General features: G+C 60.8%; 25 protein-coding genes. 18 read left to right on the top strand and 7 right to left on the bottom strand.

The genetic code is table 11. The features are described 5' to 3' along the window. Positions 1 to 65 precede the first annotated feature (65 nt). The 9 genes from EDD78_RS13065 (at position 66) to EDD78_RS13025 (ending at position 10031) form a co-directional block, all read left to right on the top strand. The gene (locus tag EDD78_RS13065) at positions 66 to 1097 is read left to right on the top strand and encodes a rod shape-determining protein (RefSeq protein ID WP_079698544.1); all 1032 of its coding nucleotides are present in this window, start codon (positions 66 to 68) and stop codon (positions 1095 to 1097) included. Positions 1098 to 1141: 44 nt separating this feature from the next. Beyond that, on the top strand, positions 1142 to 2119 hold the full coding sequence (gene mreC / locus EDD78_RS13060; protein WP_079698545.1) for a rod shape-determining protein MreC: 978 nt from the start codon (positions 1142 to 1144) through the stop codon (positions 2117 to 2119). Further along, on the top strand, positions 2116 to 2640 hold the full coding sequence (mreD, locus tag EDD78_RS14060; RefSeq protein ID WP_165873235.1) for a rod shape-determining protein MreD: 525 nt from the start codon (positions 2116 to 2118) through the stop codon (positions 2638 to 2640). Before mreC ends, mreD begins: the two co-directional genes overlap by 4 nt. A gap of 24 nt (positions 2641 to 2664) precedes the next feature. Next, on the top strand, positions 2665 to 4689 hold the full coding sequence (locus EDD78_RS13050; RefSeq protein WP_079698547.1) for a penicillin-binding transpeptidase domain-containing protein: 2025 nt from the start codon (positions 2665 to 2667) through the stop codon (positions 4687 to 4689). A 183-nt stretch (positions 4690 to 4872) separates the two neighbouring features. Continuing rightward, a complete protein-coding gene (locus EDD78_RS13045; RefSeq protein ID WP_079698548.1) occupies positions 4873 to 5610 on the top strand; it encodes a P-loop NTPase in 738 nt (245 codons plus the stop codon). Positions 5611 to 5662: 52 nt separating this feature from the next. After that, the gene (mgsA, locus tag EDD78_RS13040) at positions 5663 to 6064 is read left to right on the top strand and encodes a methylglyoxal synthase (RefSeq protein ID WP_079698549.1); all 402 of its coding nucleotides are present in this window, start codon (positions 5663 to 5665) and stop codon (positions 6062 to 6064) included. A 122-nt stretch (positions 6065 to 6186) separates the two neighbouring features. Then, on the top strand, positions 6187 to 7512 hold the full coding sequence (gene hisS / locus EDD78_RS13035; RefSeq protein WP_132085234.1) for a histidine--tRNA ligase: 1326 nt from the start codon (positions 6187 to 6189) through the stop codon (positions 7510 to 7512). An 18-nt stretch (positions 7513 to 7530) separates the two neighbouring features. Continuing rightward, the gene (gene aspS, locus EDD78_RS13030; protein ID WP_132085233.1) at positions 7531 to 9318 is read left to right on the top strand and encodes an aspartate--tRNA ligase; all 1788 of its coding nucleotides are present in this window, start codon (positions 7531 to 7533) and stop codon (positions 9316 to 9318) included. 254 nt (positions 9319 to 9572) lie between these two features. Further along, complete coding sequence (locus tag EDD78_RS13025; RefSeq protein ID WP_079698552.1) at positions 9573 to 10031, top strand: NusG domain II-containing protein; 459 nt, start codon at positions 9573 to 9575, stop codon at positions 10029 to 10031. 48 nt (positions 10032 to 10079) lie between these two features. On the opposite strand, the gene EDD78_RS13020 is transcribed toward EDD78_RS13025, so the two are convergent. Continuing rightward, positions 10080 to 11378 carry a cation:proton antiporter gene (locus tag EDD78_RS13020; protein ID WP_079698553.1) on the bottom strand — a complete coding sequence of 433 codons (1299 nt, stop codon included), beginning with the start codon at positions 11376 to 11378 and terminating at the stop codon, positions 10080 to 10082. A 249-nt stretch (positions 11379 to 11627) separates the two neighbouring features. Beyond that, positions 11628 to 12272 (bottom strand): recombinase family protein, encoded by a 645-nt coding sequence (locus tag EDD78_RS13015; protein ID WP_079698554.1) that lies wholly within the window; start codon positions 12270 to 12272, stop codon positions 11628 to 11630. Positions 12273 to 12830: 558 nt separating this feature from the next. Between EDD78_RS13015 and EDD78_RS13010 the strand changes: the two genes are divergently transcribed. The 5 genes from EDD78_RS13010 to EDD78_RS12990 all read left to right on the top strand — a co-directional run bounded on the left by EDD78_RS13010 (position 12831) and on the right by EDD78_RS12990 (position 18277). Further along, complete coding sequence (locus EDD78_RS13010) at positions 12831 to 13382, top strand: sigma-70 family RNA polymerase sigma factor (RefSeq protein WP_079698555.1); 552 nt, start codon at positions 12831 to 12833, stop codon at positions 13380 to 13382. 3 nt (positions 13383 to 13385) lie between these two features. Then, complete coding sequence (locus tag EDD78_RS13005; RefSeq protein ID WP_132085231.1) at positions 13386 to 14258, top strand: hypothetical protein; 873 nt, start codon at positions 13386 to 13388, stop codon at positions 14256 to 14258. 124 nt (positions 14259 to 14382) lie between these two features. Further along, positions 14383 to 14553: a DUF1540 domain-containing protein gene (locus EDD78_RS13000; protein ID WP_079698557.1), complete on the top strand. Its 171-nt coding sequence runs from the start codon at positions 14383 to 14385 to the stop codon at positions 14551 to 14553. Positions 14554 to 14663: 110 nt separating this feature from the next. Further along, positions 14664 to 15341, top strand: coding sequence for a manganese catalase family protein (locus EDD78_RS12995; RefSeq protein WP_079698558.1), 678 nt, complete (start codon positions 14664 to 14666; stop codon positions 15339 to 15341). Between the two features lie 263 nt (positions 15342 to 15604). After that, a complete protein-coding gene (locus tag EDD78_RS12990; RefSeq protein WP_132085230.1) occupies positions 15605 to 18277 on the top strand; it encodes a cation-translocating P-type ATPase in 2673 nt (890 codons plus the stop codon). 57 nt (positions 18278 to 18334) lie between these two features. Here the strand turns inward: EDD78_RS12990 and EDD78_RS12985 are convergent, their stop codons facing one another. The 5 genes from EDD78_RS12985 to EDD78_RS12970 form a co-directional block, all read right to left on the bottom strand. Continuing rightward, positions 18335 to 18532, bottom strand: coding sequence for a hypothetical protein (locus EDD78_RS12985; RefSeq protein ID WP_132085229.1), 198 nt, complete (start codon positions 18530 to 18532; stop codon positions 18335 to 18337). Continuing rightward, a complete protein-coding gene (locus EDD78_RS14055) occupies positions 18529 to 18675 on the bottom strand; it encodes a hypothetical protein (RefSeq protein WP_165873234.1) in 147 nt (48 codons plus the stop codon). Before EDD78_RS14055 ends, EDD78_RS12985 begins: the two co-directional genes overlap by 4 nt. Positions 18676 to 19095: 420 nt before the next feature. Then, on the bottom strand, positions 19096 to 19401 hold the full coding sequence (locus EDD78_RS12980; protein ID WP_132085228.1) for a hypothetical protein: 306 nt from the start codon (positions 19399 to 19401) through the stop codon (positions 19096 to 19098). A gap of 105 nt (positions 19402 to 19506) precedes the next feature. Beyond that, entirely contained in the window at positions 19507 to 20451 is a 945-nt protein-coding gene (gene mmuM / locus EDD78_RS12975; RefSeq protein ID WP_132085227.1) for a homocysteine S-methyltransferase, read from the bottom strand. Positions 20452 to 20462: 11 nt separating this feature from the next. Continuing rightward, positions 20463 to 20690 (bottom strand): hypothetical protein, encoded by a 228-nt coding sequence (locus EDD78_RS12970; RefSeq protein ID WP_079698563.1) that lies wholly within the window; start codon positions 20688 to 20690, stop codon positions 20463 to 20465. A 249-nt stretch (positions 20691 to 20939) separates the two neighbouring features. Here EDD78_RS12970 and EDD78_RS12965 point away from each other — a divergent pair, with 249 nt between their 5' ends. The 4 genes from EDD78_RS12965 (at position 20940) to EDD78_RS12950 (ending at position 25317) form a co-directional block, all read left to right on the top strand. Beyond that, positions 20940 to 21941 carry a LacI family DNA-binding transcriptional regulator gene (locus EDD78_RS12965; RefSeq protein ID WP_079698564.1) on the top strand — a complete coding sequence of 334 codons (1002 nt, stop codon included), beginning with the start codon at positions 20940 to 20942 and terminating at the stop codon, positions 21939 to 21941. A gap of 57 nt (positions 21942 to 21998) precedes the next feature. Further along, positions 21999 to 23408, top strand: a complete 1410-nt coding sequence (locus tag EDD78_RS12960; RefSeq protein ID WP_132085226.1) for an ABC transporter substrate-binding protein — start codon at positions 21999 to 22001, stop codon at positions 23406 to 23408. A gap of 227 nt (positions 23409 to 23635) precedes the next feature. Beyond that, entirely contained in the window at positions 23636 to 24481 is an 846-nt protein-coding gene (locus EDD78_RS12955) for a carbohydrate ABC transporter permease (protein WP_079698566.1), read from the top strand. Beyond that, on the top strand, positions 24481 to 25317 hold the full coding sequence (locus EDD78_RS12950; RefSeq protein ID WP_079698567.1) for a carbohydrate ABC transporter permease: 837 nt from the start codon (positions 24481 to 24483) through the stop codon (positions 25315 to 25317). Before EDD78_RS12955 ends, EDD78_RS12950 begins: the two co-directional genes overlap by 1 nt. Positions 25318 to 25343 lie beyond the last annotated feature (26 nt).

The raw sequence follows: 25343 nt of genomic DNA, 5'->3' as shown, positions 1-25343 counted from the left end.
AAAAATTCCACGAGCGGTTATAATAGGTAGGTAAATAGGCTACGGCGAGAGGAGCTAGTTTCGATATGTTTTCGTTTAATAAGGATATCGGGGTCGACCTCGGCACGGCGAACACGCTGATCTTCATGAAGGGGAAGGGCATCATCATGCGCGAGCCCTCGGTGGTCGCGGTGGACACCCGCACCGACACGGTGCGCTACGTTGGGCAGGAGGCCAAGGAGGTCATCGGCCGCACCCCGGGGTCGATCGTGGTGGTGCGCCCGCTCAAGGACGGGGTGATCGCCGACTTCGACATCACCGCGAGCATGCTGCAGATTTTCATCAAGAAGGCCTTTAACAATTCCGCCTTCGCCCGCCCGCGGGTGGTCATCTGCATCCCCTCGGGCGTCACCGCGGTCGAGCGCCGCGCCGTCAAGGAGGCGACCTTAAAGGCGGGAGCCAAGCAGGTGTCGATCATCGAGGAGCCGATGGCGGCCGCCATCGGCGCCGGACTGCCGGTCGCCGAGGCGAGCGGCAGCATGGTCGTGGACATCGGGGGCGGCACCAGCGAGGTGGCGGTCATCAGCCTCGGGGGGATCGTCGCGGCCCGCAGCGTGCGGGTTGGAGGCGACGAGTTCGATTCCTCGATCATCGATTTCGTCAAGAAGAAATATAACCTGCTCATCGGCGAGCGCACCAGCGAGGACATCAAAATCCAGATTGGCTCGGCCTACGCCCTCGAGGACGAGGAGGACGCCACCATGGAGATCAAAGGGCGCAACCTGATGGACGGGCTGCCGAAAAACATCATGCTCTCCGCCTCCGAGGTGCGAGAGGCGCTGACCGACCCGCTCTCCTCGGTGCTCGATGCGATCAAGACCACCCTCGAGCGCACCCCGCCCGAGCTGTCGGCGGACATCATCGACCACGGGATTTACCTCACCGGCGGCGGCGCGCTGCTGCGCGGGCTGGACCGGCTGATCAGTAAGGAGACCGGCATGCCGGTCTACATCGCCGAAAACCCGCTGGACTGCGTCGCGCTGGGCTCGGGCAAGGTGCTGGACAACTTCGACAAGCTGGGGGACGTGATCTCCTCGGACGACGACAAGAAGTACTAAAGCCAAAACAATGGCGGTAGTTCCCCGAAAGGCAAGGGTTCAAGTTGGGCGATTTTTTCAGGAGTGTAAAATTTAAAATCCTGGTGGCAATCCTCTGCGTGCTGGTGGTTTTGATGTTCGTGGGCGCCTATCTCGGCGGACGGGCCTCCCCCACCTCGCAGTTCCTCGGGCTGATCACCACTCCGATCCAAAAGCTGTCCTCGACCATCTCGGGGGCGGCTACTGGTTTTTTCGAGAAATATGTGGATGCCCAGAGCCTCTATGAGGAGAACCAGCAGCTCAAGGAGGAGATCCGCCGGCTGCGCGAGCAGGTGGTGGACATCGAGCGCTACAAGCAGGAGAACGACCACTATAAGCAATACCTCGACCTAAAGGAGCAGAATCCCACCCTGACCTTCGAGCCGGCCGAGGTCATCGGCCGGGACCCGAACGAGCGCTTTTACGCCTTCTCGATTGATAAGGGGTCGCTCGACGGGGTATCGCCCAACGACCCGGTGATCACCCCCGACGGGCTGGTGGGCCGGGTCAGCGAGGTGGGGCTCAGCTACGCCAAGGTGACCACCATCCTCGACGTGGCCAACGACATCGGCGCGACCGATTCGCGCACGCGGGACATCGGGGTGGTGTCGGGGGATGTGGCGCTCAGCGCCGAGGGGCTTTGCAAGATGAGCTACCTCGAGCGGGAGAGCGCCGCGGCGCCGGGGGACCTGGTGCTCACCTCGGGGCTGGGCGGGGTCTACCCCAAGGGCCTGGTCATCGGCACCATGAAGGAAGTGCGCACCGAGGCCGCCGGGATGACCCTTTATGCGGTCATCACTCCCGCCGCGCAGGTGCAGAACATCAAGGATGTGTTTATCATCACCTCCTTCTCCGGCCAGGGCGGCGGCCCGAAGCCCGCGCAGGGAGCGCAGCGCAGCGGCGTGCCCGCCACCCTCGGCGGGGATGCGTCGTCATCCGCCCCGTCCGCCTCGTCCGAAGGGACCCCGTCCCGGGAGGACGCTTCCTCGGAGGGGCAGCCGTGACCAACAACCGACGCAAGATATTGACCATCAAATACTGCACCCTGACGGTGCTGTTCCTGCTGATCTATGTGCTGCAGAGCACGCCGGGGCTCTTTTCCGTGCTCGGGGTCAAGCCGGTGCTGCTGATTCCGGCGGCGATCACCCTGGCGATGTATGAGGGGGAGTTTTCCGGCGGACTTTACGGGCTGCTCGCGGGGATGCTCTGCGATTTGGGGGGCTTTGCCTTCTATGGGCTCTACTCGGTGCTGCTGCTGATCCTGGCGGCCGCCGCCGGGCTGCTGACCATCTATCTCATGCGGCGCACCCTCTTAAACGCCCTGCTGATGGTGCTCTGCACGAGCACCCTTTGTGGGCTGCTCGACTTCTATTTCCAGTATGGGCTGTGGGCTTATGCGGGGATCGGCTCCCTGTTCCTTTCGCATACGCTGCCCACCATCGTCTATACCACGGTGACCGCCCCGCTATTTTTCTGGGTCTTCGGGAAGCTCTGTAGCGGCTTCGATTCGAGGATCAACATCTGATTTTTCTAAGGGAAGGAAACTGCCATGAATCTGCCGAAAAAGGGTGTGCGCACCCTGCTGCTGTGCGGGGTCGTAGCGGCGGTCTTCACCGCGTATGTGCTGCGGCTTATGCAGATGCAGATCGTGGAGGGCGAGCAATATAAGGCGCTGGTCCAGCAGGGCTCGACCAGCGAGCAGGTCGTCGCGGCGGCGCGCGGCGAGATTCTGGACCGCTATGGCAACCCCCTGGCGGTCAACGCCACCGGCTATAACATTGTGCTGGACCGGGCGTTTTTGCCGGTGAACGAACAGAACAAGATCATATTAAAGCTGACAAACCTCCTCGCCGCTTCGGGCGAGGGGTGGATCGACAACCTGCCGGTCACCAGATCGCAGCCCTTCCAGTATGTCGAGGGGATGGACGACGCCATCGCCCGGCTCAAGTCGGACATCGGCGTGCAGCCGGACACCTCGGTGGAAAACGTGATGTACTGGCTCTGCGAGCGCTATAAGATTTCCTCCGGCTTTTCGCCCGAGGAGCAGCGCACCATCGCCGGGATCCGCTATGAGATGGAGCGCCGGGGCTTTAACTATTCGGTGCAGTACACCTTTGCCGAAAACATTTCGATGGGCACCGTCTCCAAGGTCAAGGAGCGCGGGTACGACCTGCCCGGCGTGGACGTGGTGGAGAGCACGGTGCGCGAGTACGTCAGCGGGGATTTGGCCCCGCACGAGATTGGCTTCATCGGCCCGATCTATGCCGAGGAATACCAGGAGCTCAAGGAGAAGGGCTACGCCCCCAACGATACGGTGGGCAAGGCCGGGATCGAACGCGCCTTCGAGGACGAGCTGCGCGGCAGGGACGGCAAGCGCAAGATCACCTTAAACCAGAGCGGGGACGTGATCGACGTGATCCAGGAGGAGCCCCCGGTGCCGGGCAACACGGTGATCCTGACCATCGATTCGGGACTCCAGCAGGTGGCGCTGCGCTCGCTCGAGCGGGAAATCCTTAATTTGCAGCAGACCGCGAAGGCGGGGGAGGGCAAGGAGGCCGATTCGGGCGCGGTGGTGGTCATCGAGTGCAAAACGGGCGACGTGCTGGCGGCCGCCAGCTACCCGAGCTACGACATGGACACCTACCGGACCAACTACGCCTCCCTCCTAAACGACCCGCGCCGCCCGCTGCTCAATCGCGCCATCCAGGGCACCTACGCCGCCGGGTCGATCTATAAGCCCTCGGTGGCGGTGGCGGGGCTTTCCGAGGGGCTGATCACCCCCGTTTCCACCATCACCTGCGGGCATGTCTACACCTTCTATCAGGGCTACCAGCCTACCTGTCTCGGGACCCACGGGGCGATCAATGTCGTCGATGCGCTGCGCTACAGCTGCAACATCTTCTTCTACGACCTCGGCCGGCAGCTGGGGATCGAGAACATCAACCGCTACAGCACCCAGTTCGGGCTGGCCCAGCCCACCGGGATCGAGATCCCCGAGAGCGTGGGCGAGCTCTCCTCGCCTGAAACCAAGGCGAAGCACGAGCCGCAGAACCCCTGGACCGGAGGCGACGTGATCCAGTCGGCCATTGGGCAGCTCTATAACAACTTCACCCCCTTGCAGCTGGCCAACTATGCGGCGACTTTAGGCAACCGCGGAAAGCGCATGGACGTCAATATCGTCAAATCCATCGAGAGCTATACCTTCGACGAGACCGTCTTTACGAGCCAGCCGCGGGTGGCACAGCAGGTGGACGCGCCGCCCGAGGCCTTCGAGACGGTGATCCAGGGGATGGTCAAGGCCTCGCGGGTGGGCACGGCGCAGCGGTATTTCGCCAACTATCCGATCGACGTGGCCTCCAAGACCGGCACCCCGCAGACCAAGGATTACCCCAACGCCACCTTCATCGCTTTCGCCCCCGCCGAGGACCCGCAGATCGCGGTGGCGGTGGTCATCGAGAAGGGGTGGAGCGGGCATCTGGGCTGCCCGCAGGTAGCCAAGGATATCTTCGACGAGTATTTCTTTTCCCAGAACCGCCAGAGCGCCCTACCCGATTACGGGGTGCTGCTGCCCTGATGGAGGGCGGTGCCGGGCGGGAGAATTTTTCTTTAGCCCAAGGACTGTTTATCGTTGAATTTTACAAGAGATGAAGCAAAAAGCTGCTATTATTCCACAAAGTTACACGAAACTATTGTGAAATGCTGTCCTCGTGTGATAGAATGGATTTAAGCGGATTGCTGCAGGAATGGGGAGCATGCGATGTCGCATATCAAGCTGGTGACCTCCGGAAAGGGCGGGGCGGGCAAGAGTACGGTGAGCGTTTACACCGCCGCCGCGCTGGCTTCGCCGCAATACGGCAAGCGGGTCTTGCTGCTCGAGATGGACGCGGGGCTGCGGGGGCTGGATATCATGCTCGGTGCGAGCGACCGCACCGTCTTCGATATGGGCGACGTACTGGAGAGCCGCTGCGAGCCGATCAAGGCGATCGTCGCGTGCGGGTACCTGCGCTCGCTGCATTTCATGCCGGCCCCGACCGACCGCGGCTTCTGCCCGAAGGCGGACGACCTGCGCCGGCTGTGCAAGGGGCTCAGCGAGTATTACGACTATCTCATCATCGACACCCCCGCGGGGCTGGGCGTCGGCTTCGACGTTTCGCTGTCGGTGGCGGATTCCGCTTTCCTGGTCGCCACGCCCGACCCGATCTCGATGCGGGATGCGGCCTCGGTCGCGGGGCTGCTCTTTGAGGGCGGGATCGACGACACCAAGCTTATTATCAACCGGATTCCCCAGCGCCCCGCCCAGATGCCGGTGGAAAACCTCGACGCGGTCATCGATGCGGTGGGTGTGCAGCTCATCGGCGCGCTGCCCGAGGAGCGGGAGGTCGCGCGGTGCGCGGCTCTCGGGCGCCCGTTGCCGTCCGAGAGCCCGGCGGCAAAAGAATTCCTAAACATTGCAGGACGGATGCAGGGGCTTTATATCCCTCTCGATATACGTTAGAGCATTGCGACGCAGCAGACGAACATCCTGATTGAGGAGGACTGAAAAAAGAATGAACATAGCTTTGATTGCGCATGACTCCAAAAAAGAATTGATGGTGCAATTTTGTATAGCCTACTGCGGGATCCTCAGCCGGCACAATCTGTGCGCCACCGGCACCACCGGCAGGCTGATCAGCGAGGCCACCGGGCTGCAGATTTTTAAATTCCTTTCGGGCTCCCAGGGGGGGGACCAGCAGATCGCCGCGCGGATCGCCTGCGACGAGATCGATCTGCTGCTCTTTTTCAGGGCCGCCAACTACAAGCCCCATGAGCCGGACGATGCGAACCTTTTGCGGCTGTGCGACACGCGCAACGTTCCGGTCGCCACCAACCTGGCCACCGCCGAGGCGCTGATCCACGCCCTCGAGCGGGGCGACCTCGATTGGCGGGACATCGTCAATCCCAAGCGCTAGGCGAAATACGGAAAATTGGTATCCAGACGTGGGAACTTCCTTCCCACGTCTGGATTTGTGCGTGTTGATGTGATATACTCTTGTGGTATGAAAAAGAATCCTTAATTTGGAGGAAGCAAGCAATGGCAGTTATCACCAACGCCCCCAGGGGCACGCAGGATGTGCTTCCCGCGCAGAGCGCGCGCTGGCAGTATATCGAAAATACCCTGCTGCGCACGGCCGAGCTCTTCGGCTTTCGGGAGATCCGCACCCCGGTGTTCGAGCACACCGAGCTGTTCTCCCGCTCGGTGGGGGATACCACCGACGTGGTGCAAAAGGAGATGTATACCTTTCTTGATAAGGGCAAGCGCAGCGTCACCCTGCGTCCCGAGGGGACGGCGGGCGTGGTGCGCGCGGTGCTGCAAAACGGGCTGCTCGGCGGCGCGCTGCCGCTGCGCACCTGCTATGTGATCCCGTGCTTCCGGTACGAGAAGCCCCAGGCCGGCCGGCTGCGGGAGTTCCACCAGTTCGGGGTCGAGATGTTCGGCCCGAAGTCCCCGGCGGCCGACGCCCAGGTGATCGCCCTGGCCAATGAAATCTTCCAAACGCTTGGAATCGAAGGCCTCGAGCTGCACATCAACTCGATCGGCTGCCCCGAATGCCGGGCGAAGTACCAGCAGGCGCTGCGGGAGTATTTCACCGCGCATCTCGGTACCCTCTGTGAGACCTGCCAGGGGAGGCTCGAGAAGAATCCCATGCGCATCCTGGACTGCAAGAGCCCCGAGTGCCACGCCGTTGTCGAGGGCGCACCGCTGGTGCTCGACTACATCTGCGACGATTGCCGGGAGCACTTTGAGGGGCTCAAAAAGCGGCTGGATCTGCTGGGAATCTCCTATTCGGTCGACCCGAAGATCGTGCGGGGGCTCGACTATTATACCCGCACCGTGTTCGAGTTCGTCTCCCAAAAGATCGGCGCCCAGGGCACCGTCTGCGGGGGCGGGCGGTACGACGGGCTGGTGGAGGAGCTGGGCGGCAGCGCCACCCCGGCGCTGGGCTTCGCGATGGGCCTCGAGCGGCTGCTGCTGCAGATGGACGCCTGCGGCTGCCTTTTCCCCGAGGAAAATACCTGCGACATCTACCTCGCCGGGATGGGCGAGGCGGGCTCGCTGCGCGCGCAGCAGCTGTGCTACGAGCTGCAGCAGGAGGGCTTTTACGCCGAGTGCGACTGCATGGAGCGCAGCGTCAAGGCGCAGATGAAGTATGCGGACAAGCACGGCGCCAAGTACGCCGCCGTGCTGGGGAAGAGCGAACTGCAAAGCGGGGAATGCACCGTCAAGGACATGCGCGGCGGCAAGAGCGTGCAGGTGAGCCTCACAGACTTCGCCGGGCAGATCTACCGGCTGCTGCTCGAGGGCGCCTATACCGAGGTGATCGAGGCTGGGGAGCAGCTGCAAAAAGGGCAGGAGTAAAGAAAGGGAGCAAGAACCATGGCTGAAACAATGAAGGGCCTCAAAAGGACCCATTACTGCGGGACATTGACGCTTTCACAAAAGGACCATGAGGTGGTGGTCGCCGGCTTTGTGCAGAAGACGCGGGAGCTTGGCAATCTCACCTTTATCGACCTGCGGGACCGCACCGGGATCGTGCAGCTCGCCTTCGACGACAGCACCGCGCGCGACGTCTTCGAGAAGGCGTCCTCCTGCCGCGCCGAGTATGTGCTGGCCGCGCGGGGCGTGGTGCGGGAGCGGGAGAGCAAGAATAAGGACATCCCGACCGGCGAGATCGAGGTGCTGGTGCAGGAGCTGCGGGTGCTGAGCCGCGCGCAGACCCCGCCCTTCGAGATCACCGACAAGACCGACGTCAAGGACGAGCTGCGCCTGCGCTACCGCTACCTCGACCTGCGCCGCCCGTCGATCCAGCACAACATGCTGCTGCGCCACAACATCATGAAGGCGACGCGGGACTACTTCTATGACAACGGCTTCCTCGAAATTGAGACGCCGATGCTGATGAAATCCACCCCCGAGGGGGCCAGGGACTACTTGGTGCCTTCACGGGTCCATCCGGGCAGCTTCTACGCGCTGCCCCAGTCCCCGCAGATCTATAAGCAGCTGCTGATGGTCTCGGGGTATGACCGGTATATCCAGCTTGCGCGCTGCTTCCGGGACGAGGACCTGCGCGCCGACCGTCAGCCCGAGTTCACCCAGATCGACCTGGAGATGTCCTTCGTGGACCAGGACGACATCCTGGACATGCTGGAGGGGTATGTGCACCATCTCTTCCGGGAGGTTATGGGAGTCGAGCTGCCCCTGCCCCTGCCGCGCCTGACCTACAAGGAGGCGATGGAGCGCTACGGCTCGGACAAGCCGGACACCCGCTTCGGGATGGAGATCATCGACTTGAGCGAGACGGTGCGCGGCTGCGGCTTCGGGGTGTTCACCGGGGCGCTCGAGGCGGGCGGCAGCGTGCGCGCGATCGTGGGCAAGAACGCCGCCGCCACCCTCACCCGCAAGGCCATCGACAAGCTGACCGAGCAGGCGAAGGGGATCGGCGCCAAGGGCCTGGCTTACATCCGCTGGGTGGAGGACGCGCCCAGCTGCTCCTTCCAGAAGTTCATGAGCGGGGAGGAGCTCTCCGCCCTCATCGCGCGTCTCGGGATGGAGCGGGGCGACGTGGCCCTGATCGTGGCGGATAAAAACAAGGTGACATTGCCGGTGCTCGGGCAGCTGCGCCTGACGGTGGGCAAACAGCTTGACCTGATCCCGCAGGAGCAGTACAACTTCCTCTGGATCACCGAGTTCCCCTTCTTCGAGTGGGACGAGGAGCAGGGGACGTGGGTGGCCATGCACCATCCGTTTACCATGCCGCTCGAGGAGTGCCTGCCCTATCTCGACACCGATCCGGGCGCGGTGCGGGCCAAGGCGTATGACCTGGTGCTCAACGGGACCGAGATTTCCAGCGGGTCGATGCGCATCACCGACTATGAGCTGCAGCAGAAGATGTTCGGGGCGCTGGGGCTTAGCGCCGAGGAAATCGAGGCGAAATTCGGCTTCCTGGTCGAGGCTTACAAATACGGCGCGCCCCCCCACGGCGGCGCGGCGCTGGGGCTGGACCGGCTGGCGATGGTGATGTGCGGCGCGCAGAGCCTGCGCGACGTGGTCGCTTTCCCCAAGGTGCAGAACGCCAGCGAGCTGATGAGCATGTGCCCCTCGCCGGTGGACGAGAAGGCGCTCGAGGAGCTGGGGATCGGGCTGAGGACAACGGATAAACAATAGCTTTCAATACTTTGGGAAGGGCGCAGCGTCGACCTCCACCCTGAAGAAGGCAGGCGCGCCCTTTGGGTGGGCGCTCTTGCCAGGGGATGCGCACATAAAAGATCTAAGGGCGGCAGATTCTATCTGCCGCCCTTAAACGGTCAAGTTATTTCCTCCAAGCGGTTGCATTCGCTGGCAGGTTCTGTTAATATACATATATGGTAGGTTGTTTGTGAATTGAGCGCAACAATTTGTGGATTTAGAGGTTGACCGAAATGACGATGGCCGGCATTGGCGACGGGGTGCGCAATCTGCAAGTGAATAAAAAGGTGCTTGCCATCTCGGGAGCGGTGCTGGCCCTGTTCGTGTTGATCGTGGCGGTGCTCTCGGTTCTGTCCGGCGGAGGGAAGCCCGGTGAGCGGCTGGTCGCGCGCGTGCGGGTGGACGGAAGCGAGGTGCTGGCCATCGACCTGTTTGAGGATGGGATCATCACCCAGAACTCACAGAGCGTGGTGCAGATCAGCAAGAAGCGCGGGGATTTGTACATCGACATGAACCCGATGGAGGTGCCGGTGGTCCTGCGGATCAAGAAGGACTACCGCGTGCGGGTCGACAAGGCGGGCTGCAAGGATCAAGCCTGCGTCAAGCAGGGGTACATCGGCAAGCTGGATCAATCGCTCGAGTGCGCGGACAGCAAGCTGAAAATCAGCATTGAAAAAAAGATCGTCATATGACACAGGATAAAAAGGGCCGCCGCAAATTTGCGGCGGCCCTTTTGCGGCTTATTTCCTGCCGGAGGGGACGGGTTTCTCCTCGCGCAGGTGCTCGTTTTGCTCGAGGATCGCCTGGGAGGCCAGGTCGAAGGTCTCGACCTCCTCGTACTGCTCGACCAGTTCGCTGTGCATAAGCTCGCTGTAGTCCGCCTGCTTGCCGTGGTAGACCATGCGCAGCAGCACCGGGGTGACGATGGTGGTGGCCACCACCATGATGATCACCGGGCCAAAGAACGTCTCGTTCATCAGTCCGTTGGAGATCCCCTTGGTGGCGACGATCAGCGCGACCTCGCCGCGGGAGATCATGCCCACGCCGATCTGCATGGCCTCGCTGCCCGAGTAGCGGCAGAGCTTTGCCCCCAGTCCGCAGCCGACCACCTTGGTGAGTACCGCGACCACCAGCAGAAGCACCGAGAAGAGGACGATCGAGGCGCTCATGGGCGGCAGGACTACTTTTAGTCCGATGCTCGCGAAGAAGACCGGCGAGAGCAGCATATAGGACGAGGTTTCAAACCGCGAGGCGATGTAGGTGGTCTTGCTGGTGTTGGAGATCACCAGCCCCGCGATGAAGGCGCCGGTGATGTCCGCCACCCCGAACACCGCCTCGGCGATGAAGGAGTAGAGCAGGCAGAAGGTGAACGCCACGATCACGAAGCGGCGCTTATCCGTTTCGGAGCGGGCCATCCAGTGGGAAAGGCCCTTGTGCCCCAGCAGGCCGATCACGACACTGACCGCGAAGAAGGCCACGATCTTGAGCAGCACCAGCCCGATATTCACGCTCTTGTCGGCGAGGCTGGTGATGACGGTCAGAGCGATGATCCCCAGAATGTCGTCGATCAGCGCCGCGCCCAGGATGGCATTGCCCGAGCGGGTGGAGAGCTTGCCCATCTCCTTGAGGGTCTCGACCGAGATGCTCACCGAGGTGGCGGTGAGGATGACGCCGATAAAGACGTTTTGTAAGAAGGCGTCCGGCGAGGAGTTGAAGAGGCGGGCCACCAGGAATCCGCCGCCCAGCGGGAAGAGCACGCCCAGCAGCGCGATAATAAACGAAGCCTTGCCCGAGTGCTTGAGCTCCTGGATGTCGGTCTCGAGCCCGGCGGTGAACATCAGCACGATGACGCCGATCTCGGCGATCCGGTCCATGAAGGTCGTTTCGCTCAGAATCCCGAGCACGGCCGGCCCGAGGATCAGCCCGGCGAGCAGCGCCCCCACGACCTGCGGCATGTCAAAACGTTTTGTCAAAAGCCCGAACAGCTTGGTGCTGATCAGGATCAGTGCGACGTCCAGAAGATAGCGGTAAGATTCCATAGCAATGCTTCCTTTCCCAAAGACAACCCCCCGGTCCAATGCCGCGGGGCGGGCTGCATTCTTTTGCAGTACTCCCTACTTATTTAATAACCGCTCCCAAGTATATTACCGGCAATGATCAAAAACAAGAGTTGTTATCAAAATTTAACACGATTCGCTTTTCTTCATAAAAATATGGGGCGGTCCAATCAAAATATAAACATTTTGATTGATGGAAAATAAATTTATTTTATCACGCCTTCATTTGCGCTAATGCTCCGGGACGGGGGGCTGCGCAAGCCTCGCTTCGTATTCGGCGGTGAGCTTGCGGCAGGTCTTGTAAAAGGTGTGGTATTTCAGTCCGCTGAGCTCCCGCGCCTCCTGGGGGGTGATCTCCTTGGCGCGCCAGAGCTCGTAGATTTCCGGGAAATCCTCCGGAATCACCGCCGGCGGGCGGCCGAAGCGCACCCCGCGCGCCTTGGCCGCGGCGATCCCCTCCGCCTGGCGCTGGCGGATGTTTTCGCGCTCGTTCTGGGCCACGAAGGAGAGCAGCTGCAGCACGATGTCGCTGATCAGGGTACCGATCAGGTCGTTGCTGCGCCGGGTGTCGAGCAGGGGCATGTCCAGGATCTTGATGTCCGCGCCCAGGCGCTTGGAGATGTACTTCCACTCGTTGAGGATCTCCTCGTAGTTGCGCCCGAGCCGGTCGATCGACTTGACCACCAGCAGGTCGCCCGACTTTAGGCGGCGGTGCACCAGGCGCTGGTAGGAGGGGCGGTTGAAATCCTTGCCGCTCATTTTGTCCATGTAGATGTTTTTTCGATCGACCCCGAACGCCTGCAGCTCGATGAGCTGGCGGTGTTCGTTCTGGTCCCGGGTCGAGACCCGGACGTAACCGTAGACTTTGTTTGCCATCATGATTTCCCTCTTTCTGTAGATTTTGCGCAGAAATTTCGACGGATTTCGAACGCGCATAGGAAAATTATACATGGTAAAGCACAATATAGTCACGTCAAAATGTTGATTATTTTCGCTCTAATCGGGAAAACGTTACCAAACTGTTCAAAAAACGGTAAAGCGGGCCTCACACTTGACGGATATAATGGGAACCAGAGAAACGAGAAAGGAGGTATCCGCCCATTTGCCCCGGCGAGGCAGACGAATCCGAATTTGGCGGTACGAACCGCAAATATACATAGGTCCGCGCGCTCCCAGCCGGCACAATCAGGAGTGGGGGGACCGCCTCACTGTCAGCCCGCCGGATGGCCGGAATACCGATCCGGCGGGCAGGACAGACCACCAATTACCGCCCATACCGCAGGTATGGGCGTTTTCGATGCTTGAGCGTCAGCGAAGCAATAAAAACAGCCATGGCCGTAGGGCGGATATAAAAATAAATGCGCGTGATAGATTTTACGCGCTTTCTGCGAATAAATAGGTGAAAGCGCTTTTGTCAAGAGTGAGGAGCAGAAGATGAAACAGGAAATCAATGGGGAGAATTTTCTCGGCGCGCTGCGAAGGCAGGACGAGCGCGCACTGGACTATCTGGTGGAGCACTACGCGGGGCTGATAAGAAGCGTGGTCTCGCGCAAGCTCTACGCCCTGCCCGCCTGGCAGGAGGACTGCCAGAACGATATCCTTTACGAGGTGTGGAAGAACGCCAAGCGCTTTGACGGGGAGCGCTGCAGCTTCGAGGGATGGGTGGCGGCCATCGCGCGGTGCCGCTGTGTGGATTACCTGCGGCGGTACCTCGATGGTAGGAGCAGCAGCCTGGACGGGCTTGAGCCGGAGCCGGCCGCGGACGACAGCACCCTGCGCGCCGAGGCGCGCGAGGAGCTGGAAAGCTTACTGGGTTGCCTCAATGAGCGGGACCGGGAGCTCTTTTTATGTTACTACCTCGGCGGGGAGGACGTCGATAGCCTGTCGAAACGCTCGGGGCTGCGCCCGGCGGCCGTTTACAACCGGCTTTCGCGCGGCCGCCGCCGGCTGCGCCGGCTGTATGAATCCGGGAATCAGGAGGAATGAACGATGAAACGAAATCTCTATGACCTGTGCAACCTGATCGAAACCGACCTGTCGGGGTACGAGGGGGAGGCGCTCGGGGAGCTCGAAATACAAAAGAGGAAGGAGGCGCTCCGCCGCCGCGCCGGAGTTTCCGGGAGAAGGGGGCGCCGCCTCGGCACGGCGGCCGCCTGTGTGGCGGCGGTGTGCCTGCTCTCCCAGACCGCCTTTGCCCGGGAGCTGGCCGGACGGGTGCTGGCGATGGTGGGGCTGGGCAATTCGCGGGTGGTGCAGACGCGGGAGCCGGGTGAGGACGAGCCGCTGCCAGAGGAGATGAGGGGCCGGCTGTTTGACCAAAACGGGCGGGAGCTTATGACCTATGGCGAGGTGCTGCGGGCCGCCGGAATGCTCTACAACGGCGAAGGGGAAAGGATTGTCTCGTTCGACGGGGAGCAGGCGCTGACAAAAGAGGAATATGAGGAGCAGGAGAGGATCGAGGAGGAGAACACCTTCACGGTCACCGACCCCCGGCTCTTAAGCGACTATACCACCTTTCCGGTGCTGCTGCCCGCCTCGCTGCCAGAGGATATCCGCTTTTCGCACGCGAAGTTTGTCCGAAGCCGGGACAGCGGCGAGCGGCTGCGCTGGACCAATCTCTACTTTGTAAACGGAAAGGGCGAGGAGGTCCTGCTGCTCCAGGAGCGGGAAGACTCCCCCGAAATGGCCTACGTGAGCGCCACCGACGGGACGGTGGAGGAGATCACGGTCGCAGGGCACAGCGCCGCACTGGTGAACGGGAACGAGATCGACTTCGAGCGCGACGGGACGCTGCTGAGCCTGATCGCCAAAGCGCCGCTCACCCGTGAGGAGCTGATCGCGGTCGCCGAGTCGATTCAGTAGAGGCAGAATAGCTTTTTAATAAAAAGAAGAATCTTCCAATTTAAAAATCCCTTTTTCCCCCTAGCTATAAAAGATGGTCACCGGGGCAAACTAAAGATAAATCCGAAAAAGGAGGGATTTTTGAATGGATACCTGCCATGCCAACCATTGCATCAAGTGCACCGTGCAGCAGTGCGCCAACCACTGCCAGAACGAGAATTACTGCGCGCTGGAGTGCATCACCGTCGGCACGCACGAAATGAACCCGACCATGGATCAGTGCACCGACTGCAAGTCCTTTGAGCTGAAGAAGTAGTTTGATGTGGATAGTGAGCGGGCCGTTGTATTTCAACGGCCCGCTCACTTGTTATAATTTCCTTTTTTCTGCGCAACCTAATGGCAAAACTTTATGAAAAGAGGGATTTCATGTTCAAACACGAAAAGCAGCTTTTCCACGAGGTCAAGGTCGAGCGGCCCAACCCGCAGTACGCGGTGCTCATGCAGGAGCAGCTCGGCGGGGCGAACGGCGAGCTCAAGGCCGCCATGCAGTACATCTCCCAGAGCATGCGGATCAAGGACCCCGCCATCAAGGACCTGTTTTTGGACATCGGCGCCGAGGAGCTCAGCCACATGGAGATGGTCGCCACCACCATCAACCTGCTCAATGGCCATGACGTGGACAGTCAGAAGGTGTCCGCCGGCGAGATCGAGACCCATGTCCTCACCGGGCTGAATCCCGGGCTGATCAACGCCTCGGGCTATTCCTGGACCGCCGACTACGTCACCGTCACGGGGGACCTGTGCGCCGATCTGCTCTCGAACATCGCCTCCGAACAACGCGCCAAGGTGGTCTACGAGTACCTTTACCGCCAGATCGACGACAAGTGCGTCAAGGAGACCATCGACTTTCTGCTTAACCGCGAGGAGGCGCACAACGCCATGTTCCGCGAGGCGTTCAACCGCGTGCAGGACACCGGCTCAAACCAGAGCTTCGGCGTGACCGAGGACTCCAAGCTCTACTTCAACCTCTCCACCCCTTCGCCGGATAACCACTTTGGCGAAACCAAGGCCGACCCGCCCAAGTTCCAGAACCCCAACAAGTAAAAATTCCCAATCTTTACGCTTTGTTAACACCTTGCGCTGAAATTGCGCTATAATAAAAACAGCGAATCAAGGGAGTAGTTTCAAATCTCAGGTTCAACATACATGGGCCGACCGCCCTGGCCTGGGGTCCGCTTGAGGTAACGAGACTTTTCGCACGTCTTATGGACGGGCGGGAGGTCTCTTTTCTTTTCCCGCCGCCCACGGTATCCCGCATGGAGCGGGGCATACTAAGGACGACCCACATCAAAAAGGAGCTGCTGAACTTGTACGAATCCAAATCGGCCCAATCGGTCTGCCAGGAGCTGTCCGTCGACCCGCGTCAGGGACTTTCCGAGCAGGAGGCGCAAAGGCGCCTTCAGGAAAACGGCCCCAACGAGCTGCGGGAGAAAAAACAGAAGAGCCGGGTGCAGATGTTCCTCTCCCAGCTGCGCGACCCGATGATCTACATCCTCTTTGCCGCCGCGGCCATCTCGATCTTCCTGCGCGAATGGAGCGACGCGCTGATCATTCTGATGGTGGTGCTGCTCAACGCCGTGATCGGCATGACCCAGGAGTCCAAGGCGCAGCAGGCGCTTGAGGCGCTTAAAAAGATGTCGAGCCCGCAGGCCCTGGTGCGCCGGGACGGGAAGCTCTGCGAGGTGCCTGCCGCCGGGCTGGCGGTGGGCGACGTGGTGCTGCTCGAGGCCGGACGGGTGGTGCCGGCCGACCTGCGGCTGCTGGAAAGCATGAGCCTAAAGGTCGAGGAGTCCGCCCTCACCGGCGAGAGTGTTCCGGCCGAGAAGGACGCCTCCTTTGTCGCCGCTGGCAAGACGGCGCTGGGGGACCGGGCCAACATGGCCTATTCCTCCACCAGCGTCACCTACGGGCGAGGCGAAGGGGTGGTCGTCGCCACCGGGATGAACACCGAAATGGGGCGGATCGCCTCGCTGCTCGAGGGGCAGAAGGACGAGATGACCCCGCTGCAGCGCCGCCTGGCCGACCTCGGACGGCTGCTGGGGATCCTGGCGGTGGTCATCTGTGTGCTGATGTTCGGGATCGCTCTGATCCAGCGCCGGGACATCCCGGAGATGCTGCTCACCGCCATCTCGCTGGCGGTCGCCGCCATCCCCGAGGGGCTGCCCGCGGTGGTCACCATCGTATTGGCGCTGGGGGTCCAGCGCATGGTCAAGGTCAACACCATTGTGCGCCGGCTCCCCTCGGTCGAGACGCTGGGCGCGGTCAGCGTGGTCTGCTCGGATAAGACCGGCACCCTCACCCAGAACCGGATGACCGTCAAAAGCTGCTACCTCGACGGGGAGCTGCGCGCCGCCACGGAGCTCGACGATAAGCGGGACCGCCGCTTCCTCGAAGGGTTCATCCTCTGCAACGACGCCTCGCTGGAGGGTCAAAACCGCTTGGGCGACCCGACCGAGCTGGCGCTGCTGGACATGGGCGCGCGCTACTCCCTCACCCGCGAGGGGCTGCAGCGGGAGCTGCCGAGGATCAACGAGCGCGCCTTCGACTCCGAGCGCAAGATGATGACCACCGTCCACCGCACCCCGGGGGGCTCGGTGCGCGCCTATACCAAGGGCGGGATGGATCTGCTGCTCGCGCGCTGTGACCGGATCAGCGAGCGGGGGAAAACCCGTCCGATCACGGAGCAGGACCGCGGGAGAATCGCCGGCGCGGCCGCGCAGATGGCCCGGCAGGCGCTGCGCGTGCTCGCCCTGGCCGAGCGGGAGGGGGACGAGAGCGCCAGCGAGGAAAACCTCACCTTCCTGGGGCTGTGCGGGATGATCGACCCGGCGCGGCCCGAGGCGCGGGACGCGGTGCAGGTGTTCAGGGAGGCGGGGATCACCACCGTCATGATCACCGGGGACCACCGGGACACCGCGCTGGCCATCGCCAAGGACCTCGGGATCGCCGAGCGCGAGGAGCAATGCATGAGCGGTGACGAGCTCGACGAACTGCCCCAGGAGGAGCTGAACCGGCGTATTGGCGGGCTGCGCCTCTTTGCGCGGGTCTCGCCCGAGCACAAGGTGCGTATCGTCAAGGCCTTCCAGTCCCAAGGGCAGATCGTCTCAATGACCGGGGACGGGGTCAACGACGCGCCCTCCTTAAAAGCCGCCGACATCGGTGTGGCGATGGGGATCACCGGCACCGACGTGGCAAAGGGCGCCGCCGACATGGTGCTCACCGACGACAACTTCGCCACCATCGAGCGGGCGGTGGAGGAAGGGCGGGGGATCTATCAGAACATCAAAAAGTCGGTGCTCTTCCTGCTTTCCTCCAACTTCGGCGAGGTGATCGCCATGTTCTGCGCCATCGCGGCGGGACTGGCCGCCCCCCTGCGGGCGATCCACATCCTTTGGGTCAACCTGATCACCGACAGCCTGCCGGGGCTCGCCCTCGGCGTGGACAGCAAGGATAAGGACATCATGAAGGACCCGCCCCGCGACCCCAAGGAGAGCCTGTTTGCCCACGGTGGGCTGGCGCTGACCCTGTTTTATGGGGTGGTGATCGCTGCCATGACCCTGGGCGCCTTCCTCTATTCCCCCATCCGGCACCTGATGGGAGCCGGAATACCGGTCTCCTTCGCCGGGATCCGCGACATGCTGCTGCAGCCGGACATCCTGCTGCATGCTCAAACTTATGCCTTTGTGACTCTGGGCACCTCGCAGCTCTTCCATGCGGTTGGGATGCGAAACACCTCCCGTTCGGTCTTTCGGATGAACCATCTGGAAAACAAGACCATGCTGCTGGCCTTTGCGGTGGGTTTCGTTTTGCAGATCGCCGTGACCGAGGTGCCGCTTCTGAGCTCCCTCTTCGGCACCGCGCAGCTGAGCCTTACGGAATGGGTGGACCTGGTGCTGCTTTCGCTGCTGCCGCTGGTGTTCCACGAGCTGATCGTGCTGGCGAAATGGATCAAAGGGAAAGCCGGGAGCCGCGCCGATTGATTCTAAAATAAAAAACCAGGACGGGGCGACCCGTCCTGGTTTTTGTGGCCTCAGCTGTTATTTTTTCTTTCCCTTGTGTTTGTGCTTTTGCTTTTCTGCATAAGTCTTCATCTCCTCGAAGGAGTGGAAGCGGCTCTGGTTTTGCAGCACCGCCTGGCGGATTTCCTTCGGCAGCCCGTCGAAATATCCGGCTTGGGACACGTCGGCAAATCCGAAGGAAAAATAATCTCCCAGCCCGCTGTAAATTTCGTTCATTGCGACTGTTCCCCCTCTTTTCGTTGCTCGTAGGCGACGAGGACGATCGGCCGGTGACAATCCCGGCTCAGCTGCGCTTCGAGCCTGTCCAGCTCCTCCCTCGTCTGACGGCTGAGGTCGGCAAATTGATAATCCCGCGTCATAATTGCAACCGTTCCTTTCTCGGGAATTTGCGCACGCGCAAATTCCATTCTGCCGTAAAATGCGGCAAAGGGGCGCACCTGCTTTCCTCAGGGTGGGGATTGGCGTTGCGCCCTTCTCAAAGTATTGAAAGCTTTGCTTTCAATACTTCAATATGGGTGCCCTCGGAAAGAGCGCACCTGCTTTCTTCAGGGCGGGGATTGGTGTTGCGCCCCTCCCAAAGTATTGAAAGCTTTACTTTCAATACTTCAATATGGGTGCTCTCGGAAAAGCCCCGTCTTTATTCTTTACAGGCGGGTCGCGTTCATGTCAGGAATTTGGCGGCAAAATAAAAGGCAGCACATGATTAAAACCACCGGACATGCCAATGGTTTTGATTGCAAAAAAATGGAGGACGGAATATCCGTCCTCCACGTTGCTTTTTACCGGCAGTAGCCCCCGTGATGGCCGCCCCCGTGATGTCCCCTGCCTTGGGCAAAGCCCTGCGCATGTCCGGCGCAGACCCCGTTGTTTACACAGGTTTTCGAGCCGTTGCAGGCGCTGTTGCAGCCTTCATAGCCCAGACAGTCGCCGCTGCCCAGACAGCTCCCGTCGCAGACCCCGTTCACCATGCAGGCGCCCGTACCGCCGCATGCCACAGCCGCGGCCTCATGATGATGCGCGGCGACCGGGACCGAGGATGCAAGAATCGCCGCAATCATCATGGCGGATACAATCAATTTTTTCATAGAAGCAATTTCCCCCACAGTCGTTGTGTTTCAGTTACCGTCTCATTATAACAGGGCCCGGAGAGAACGGCAAGGGATATACAGGGTATAATTGTAAATATTTAGTTAATTCCCCTCGCCCCTGGCCCAACGGGCCACCGCCGCGATGTCCTCGGGGGTGGTTCGGCAGCAGCCGCCGATGATGCGCGCCCCGCACGCGCGCCACTCTTTGGCGCGCGCGGCGAAATCCTCTGCGCTGGCGCAGCCGCGCCAGGTTTTGGTGACGGGGTCGTATTCCTCGCCCGAATTTGGGTAAACTGCAATCGGCTTGCCGCTCTCGGCGCGCACCTTGGAAATCAGGGAGGGCACAAAATCGGGCGGGGTGCAATTGATCCCGATGGCGCCGAGCTGCCCGCAGCCGTCGAGGAACTTGGCGCACTCGCCGATCGGGGTCCCCTCGCAGATGGTGTCGCCGCTGTTGCAGCTGAAGCTGATCCAGTAGCAGGCATTCGGAAACTCCTCCATCAGGTGTACGATCGCTTTCGCCTCGAGCAGCGAGGGGATGGTCTCGAAGGCGAGGATGTCTGCGCCTGCGTCGAGCAGCAGTGCGGCCCGCTCGCGGTGGAAGTCAACGAGCTGAGCTTCGCTCATTTGGTAGTTGCCGCGGTATTCGCTGCCGTCCGCGAGGTAGGCCCCGTAGGGGCCGATGGCCGCCACGATCAGCGGCTGCGGGCGCGACGGGGACAGGGAATGGTCCGCCAGAAACCGCTCGCGGGCCTTTTGAGCCAGCGTCACCGAGTCGCGGATCAGCTGCCGGGCCTGTTCGGGGGAGCAGCCGCGTTTTATGAAGCCCTCGATTGTCGCCTGATAGCTCGCGGTCATGGCGCAGTCGGCGCCGGCGACGAAGTAGTCGTAGTGCACCCCCTCGATGGCGGCGGGGTTCTCGATGAGCACCTTGGCCGACCAGAGCGCATCCTTGATGTCGGCCCCACGGCGTTCGAGTTCGGTGGCCATCGCCCCGTCGAGAATCAGCAGGTCGTGCACGGCCAGTACCTTTTGGATCAGGTCCATCTTTTTTCCTCCTAGTCGTCCGTTAATTTGTCGCTTGCAAGGGTCACAATGCGGAAAAAGAGCGCCAGATAGGAGAGGATGAAAGCCGCCCACACCAGGGGCAGGAACTTTCGCCCGCCTTCCTTTGCGTGCATGCCCACCAGCACCCCGAAGGAGAGCAGGGTGGATTTGAAGAGCGCGATGTCCCAGACGGTGAAGCGGCGAAAACGCGCCGTGAGCCAGTCGATCAGTCTCAGCATAGGTGGCAGCTCCTTTCATGTTTCTGGGGCTATTATACCACAGTATTCATGTTTTTTGGACGACTCCAAAGGAGAAGACGAAAAAATTTATAGGGCAAAATAAATAAATTACAAAAAGAAATTGATGGAAATACGACAAATCCGATGAGAAACCCTTGCATCTCATGCGAAAATACGCTATACTGCAAACAGGAACCGGAAACGTTTCCAGTAACGTTTCCGATAACGTTGCCGGAAGGAGCGCCGCGCATGACCATCAAGGACATTGCCAAGGAATCCGGATATGCGGTGAGCACCGTGTCCCGGGCGCTGAACAACCATCCCGACGTGAGCGCCGAGGCCAAGGAGCGTATCGCCCAGGTTGTGGCACGGTACGGCTTCGTACCAAACTCCAACGCCCGGCAATTGAAGCAGCAGCAGAGCAGCAACATCGTGCTGATCGTCAAGGGGATCAGCAACCTCTTCTTCTCCGGGATCGTCGAGCAGATGCAAAACCTCATCAGCTCGAACGGCTACAGCGCGGTGGTCCACTATCTGAGCGAGGAGGCGGACGAGGTGCTGGTCGCCGGGCAGCTCTGCCGGGAGCATAAGCCGCTGGGTCTGCTCTTCCTGGGCGGCAACGCCGAAAACTTTGAGCGGCGCTTCGGACAGATCGAGACGCCGAGCGTGCTGGTGACCGCGCCGGGGAAGAATCTTGACTTCCCGAATCTTTCGAGTGTGGGGATCGACGACGTGGCCGCGGGGCGGGAAGCGGTGGACTATCTTTTTGCCAAAGGACATCAAAAAATCGGGATCATCGGCGGGCGGCTGTGCCGCTCCCAGATCAGCCAGCTGCGCTTTGAGGGCTGCCGGCAAAGCTTTTTGAATCACGGGCAGGAACTGCGGGAAGAATACTTCCAGATAGCCAGCTTCAGCTATGCTGGCGGTTATCGGGCCATGCAGGAGCTCATGCTGCGCTGCCCCGCGATAAGCGCGGTCTTTTGCATGAGCGACATCATGGCTGTGGGCGCCATCCGGGCGGCGCAGGACGCGGGCAAGCGGGTGCCGCAGGATGTCTCGGTGATCGGCTTCGACGGGATCGAGCTCGGTCGGTATTTCTGCCCGAGACTGGCGACCATCCAGCAGCCGCAGGGGGAGCTCGCGCAGATCAGCGTGGAGCTGCTCGTCTCCCACATCGAAAAGAATACCCCCGTGCGGGCGGTGCCGGTCCAGGTGCGGCTGCTCGAAGGGGAGTCGGTGCGGGCGCTTTGACATGTTGAGCCGGCCGGATAATTTCCGGCCTGTGATAAATGAATAGGAGGAACCACTATGAAAAAGATAAACAAGGTATTGGCATTGACGCTGTCCATGCTGATTGCCGCCACCACCATGACCGCCTGCACGAGCGGCAAGGGCGGGGCTTCGGGCTCCGAGCCCGGGAGCGAGCCGGGCTCGTCCGCCTCCGAGGAGAGCACGCCCACAGGAAAGGGCGGGGAAATCTATTTTCTCAACTTCAAGCCCGAGATCGCCGAGGTCTATGACGCGATCGCCAAGGATTACGAGGCCGAGACCGGCGTGAAGCTCAACGTGGTCACCGCAGCCAGCGGCACCTATGAGCAGACGCTCAAGAGCGAGATCGCCAAGAAGGACGCGCCCGTCCTCTTCCAGATCAATGGCCCCAAGGGCTACGCCGTCTGGAAGGATTACTGCAAGGACCTCAAGGACACCGAGCTGTACCAGCATCTGACCGATAAGAGCATGGCCATCCAAAGCGGCGGCGGGGTGTACGGCATCCCCTACGTGGTCGAGGGCTACGGGATCATCTACAACGACGCCATTATGCAGAAGTATTTCGCCCTCGACGGCGCGAAGGCCAAGTCGGTGGACGAAATTAACAACTTCACCAAGCTCAAAGAGGTCGTCGAGGACATGACCGCCCGCAAAGCGGAGCTTGGGATCGAGGGCGTTTTCGCCTCCACCTCCCTGACCCCCGGCGAGGATTGGCGCTGGCAGACCCATCTGGCCAACCTGCCCATGCACTACGAGTGGAAGAACGGCAACGTCGACCTGACCAGCGATGCCACCAAGGAAATCACCTTCGAGTACGCCGACAACTTCAAGAACATTTTTGATTTGTATATCAACAACTCCACCGTGGCCCCCGGGCTGCTGGGCAGCAAATCGGTCGACGATTCGATGGCCGAGTTCGCGCTGGGCAAGGCGGCCATGGTCCAGAACGGCAACTGGGCCTGGAGCCAGATCAGCGGCGTGCAGGGCAACACCGTCAAGGAAGAGGACATCAAATTCATGCCCATCTACATCGGCATGGAGGGTGAAGAGAACCAGGGGCTGTGCATCGGGACCGAGAACTTCTTCGCCATCAACGCGAAGGCCGATCCCGCGCAGCAAAAGCTGGCCGAGGACTACCTCTACTGGCTCTACTCCAGCGACAAGGGCAAGGATTATGTGACCAATCAGCTGGGCTTCATCGCCCCGTTCGACACCTTCACCGACGACGAGAAGCCGGCCGACCCGCTGGCAAGAGAAGTGCTGGACTGGATGGGCAAGGACGGGATCAACACCGTGACCTGGGACTTCCTCGTCTTCCCGAACCAGACCTTTAAGGACGAATTCGGCGCCGCGCTGCTCGAGTACGCGCAGGGTACCAAGACCTTCGACGAGGTGAAGCAGATCGTCGTCGAGAGCTGGAAGACCGAGAGCGCCGGCAACAACGCTTAAGACAAATTTGACCGCACTTCCCCCGGGACGCCAAGCGTCCCGGGAGGAGGCCGCGGGCAATCATAGTGAGTGACGTTTATCATTCGCTCACTATTTTTGTGGCCCGGCTCCCGGCCGGACCACAAAAATAGTGACAGGCCATTCCCCCTCCTGCTGCGCGGGCGGGGTGACGATGACAGGATAAATTGCAGAGCCGGGCGCAGCGGCGGAAGGGAGTTACCATTGCCATGCAGAAGACCTTGAAAAAGTATTTTGCGATTTTTGCCTTGCCGACGCTTATCGCTTTCGCATTGGCCTTTCTCATCCCGTTTTTGATGGGGATCTATCTCTCGTTTACCGAGTTTACCACCGTGGTGGACGCCAAGTGGGTAGGGCTCCGAAATTATATCGAGGTGTTTACCCAAAACCAGGATTTCTTAAACGCACTCTGGTTCACCGTGCGCTTCACCGTGGTCTCGATCGTGACCATCAACGTGCTGTCCTTCGCGCTGGCCATGCTGCTGACAAAGGGGATCAGGGGGACCAACCTCTACCGCACCGTCTTCTTTATGCCCAACCTGATCGGCGGGATCGTGCTCGGCTACATCTGGCAGCTGATCATCAACGGCGTGCTCTACAGCTTCGGCGTGACCATCACAGCAAAGCCCGAGTACGGCTTCTGGGGACTGGTCATCCTGATGAACTGGCAGCTGATCGGGTATATGATGATCATCTATATCGCGGGGATCCTCAACATCCCGCCCGACATGATCGAGGCCGCCGGGATCGACGGGGCCTCCTCCTTCCAGATCCTGCGCAAGATCACCATCCCGCTGGTCATGCCCTCGGTCACCATCTGCACCTTTTTGACCCTGACCAATTCCTTCAAGCTGTTCGACCAGAACCTCGCCCTGACCGCCGGCGCGCCCTCCAAGCAGACGGCCATGCTGGCGCTGGACATCTATAACACCTTCTACGGCCGCGCCGGGTCGGAGGGCGTCGGCCAGGCCAAGGCGGTGCTCTTCTTCATCATGGTGGCCGCCATCGCGCTCACCCAGCTCTATCTCACCAGAAGCAAGGAGGTTGAAAACTGATGAACGATAGGAAAAAAAGCGGCGGCCTCCTGCTCAGCGTCTTGCTGGGGCTGCTGGCGCTGCTCTTCCTCCTGCCGATTTTGGTCATCTTCATGAACTCCTTTAAGGGCCGCTTCTTCATCGCGGACGCGCCCTTCGCCCTGCCGAGCGCCGAGACCTTCGCCGGGGTGCAGAACTATATTAACGGCGTGCAGAAGACCGGGTTTATCAGCGCGTTCGGCTATTCGGTCTATATCACCGTGGGGTCGGTGGCCGTGATCGTCCTGTTCACCGCCATGACCGCCTGGTTCATCACCCGGGTGAAGAATAAGTTCACCAGCCTGATGTACTATCTCTTCGTCTTTTCGATGATCGTCCCCTTCCAGATGGTCATGTTCACCATGTCCAAGATGGCCAACGTCCTGAGCCTCGACAATCCCACCGGACTGATCATCATTTATCTCGGCTTCGGTGCGGGGCTATCGGTCTTCATGTACTGCGGCTTCGTCAAGTCGATCCCTCTGGAGATCGAGGAGGCGGCCACCATCGACGGTTGCGGCCCGGTCACCCTGTTTTTTAAGGTCGTTTTCCCGATCCTGCAGCCCACCGCCATCACGGTGGCGATCCTGAACGCCATGTGGATCTGGAACGACTACCTCCTGCCCGACCTGGTCATCGGCCGGCAGTATAAGACGCTGCCGATCGCGGTGCAGTACCTCAAGGGCGGCTACGGCTCCAAGGATATGGGCGCTATGATGGCCATGCTGGTGCTGACCATCCTGCCGATCATCGTCTTTTACCTGTTCTGCCAGAAATATATCATCCGCGGCGTGGTGGCGGGCGCCGTGAAGGGATGAGCCCCTACCGTGAGGGGTCGCCCTGC

The sequence above is a fragment of the Harryflintia acetispora genome (genome assembly GCA_004340125.1).
Classification (GTDB): domain Bacteria; phylum Bacillota; class Clostridia; order Oscillospirales; family Ruminococcaceae; genus Harryflintia; species Harryflintia acetispora.
Note: the sequence above shows the minus strand (reverse complement) of the source record. Positions and strands in the feature narration are given on the sequence as shown.

Coding starts and splice junctions, on each gene's coding strand:
- EDD78_RS13065 (WP_079698544.1), top strand. CDS start 66: ATGTTTTCGTTTAATAAGGATATCGGGGTCGACCTCGGCACGGCGAAC.
- EDD78_RS13050 (WP_079698547.1), top strand. CDS start 2,665: ATGAATCTGCCGAAAAAGGGTGTGCGCACCCTGCTGCTGTGCGGGGTC.
- EDD78_RS13045 (WP_079698548.1), top strand. CDS start 4,873: ATGTCGCATATCAAGCTGGTGACCTCCGGAAAGGGCGGGGCGGGCAAG.
- mgsA (WP_079698549.1), top strand. CDS start 5,663: ATGAACATAGCTTTGATTGCGCATGACTCCAAAAAAGAATTGATGGTG.
- hisS (WP_132085234.1), top strand. CDS start 6,187: ATGGCAGTTATCACCAACGCCCCCAGGGGCACGCAGGATGTGCTTCCC.
- aspS (WP_132085233.1), top strand. CDS start 7,531: ATGGCTGAAACAATGAAGGGCCTCAAAAGGACCCATTACTGCGGGACA.
- EDD78_RS13025 (WP_079698552.1), top strand. CDS start 9,573: ATGACGATGGCCGGCATTGGCGACGGGGTGCGCAATCTGCAAGTGAAT.
- EDD78_RS13020 (WP_079698553.1), bottom strand. CDS start 11,378: ATGGAATCTTACCGCTATCTTCTGGACGTCGCACTGATCCTGATCAGC.
- EDD78_RS13015 (WP_079698554.1), bottom strand. CDS start 12,272: ATGGCAAACAAAGTCTACGGTTACGTCCGGGTCTCGACCCGGGACCAG.
- EDD78_RS13010 (WP_079698555.1), top strand. CDS start 12,831: ATGAAACAGGAAATCAATGGGGAGAATTTTCTCGGCGCGCTGCGAAGG.
- EDD78_RS13005 (WP_132085231.1), top strand. CDS start 13,386: ATGAAACGAAATCTCTATGACCTGTGCAACCTGATCGAAACCGACCTG.
- EDD78_RS13000 (WP_079698557.1), top strand. CDS start 14,383: ATGGATACCTGCCATGCCAACCATTGCATCAAGTGCACCGTGCAGCAG.
- EDD78_RS12995 (WP_079698558.1), top strand. CDS start 14,664: ATGTTCAAACACGAAAAGCAGCTTTTCCACGAGGTCAAGGTCGAGCGG.
- EDD78_RS12985 (WP_132085229.1), bottom strand. CDS start 18,532: ATGAACGAAATTTACAGCGGGCTGGGAGATTATTTTTCCTTCGGATTT.
- EDD78_RS14055 (WP_165873234.1), bottom strand. CDS start 18,675: ATGACGCGGGATTATCAATTTGCCGACCTCAGCCGTCAGACGAGGGAG.
- EDD78_RS12980 (WP_132085228.1), bottom strand. CDS start 19,401: ATGAAAAAATTGATTGTATCCGCCATGATGATTGCGGCGATTCTTGCA.
- mmuM (WP_132085227.1), bottom strand. CDS start 20,451: ATGGACCTGATCCAAAAGGTACTGGCCGTGCACGACCTGCTGATTCTC.
- EDD78_RS12970 (WP_079698563.1), bottom strand. CDS start 20,690: ATGCTGAGACTGATCGACTGGCTCACGGCGCGTTTTCGCCGCTTCACC.
- EDD78_RS12965 (WP_079698564.1), top strand. CDS start 20,940: ATGACCATCAAGGACATTGCCAAGGAATCCGGATATGCGGTGAGCACC.
- EDD78_RS12960 (WP_132085226.1), top strand. CDS start 21,999: ATGAAAAAGATAAACAAGGTATTGGCATTGACGCTGTCCATGCTGATT.
- EDD78_RS12955 (WP_079698566.1), top strand. CDS start 23,636: ATGCAGAAGACCTTGAAAAAGTATTTTGCGATTTTTGCCTTGCCGACG.
- EDD78_RS12950 (WP_079698567.1), top strand. CDS start 24,481: ATGAACGATAGGAAAAAAAGCGGCGGCCTCCTGCTCAGCGTCTTGCTG.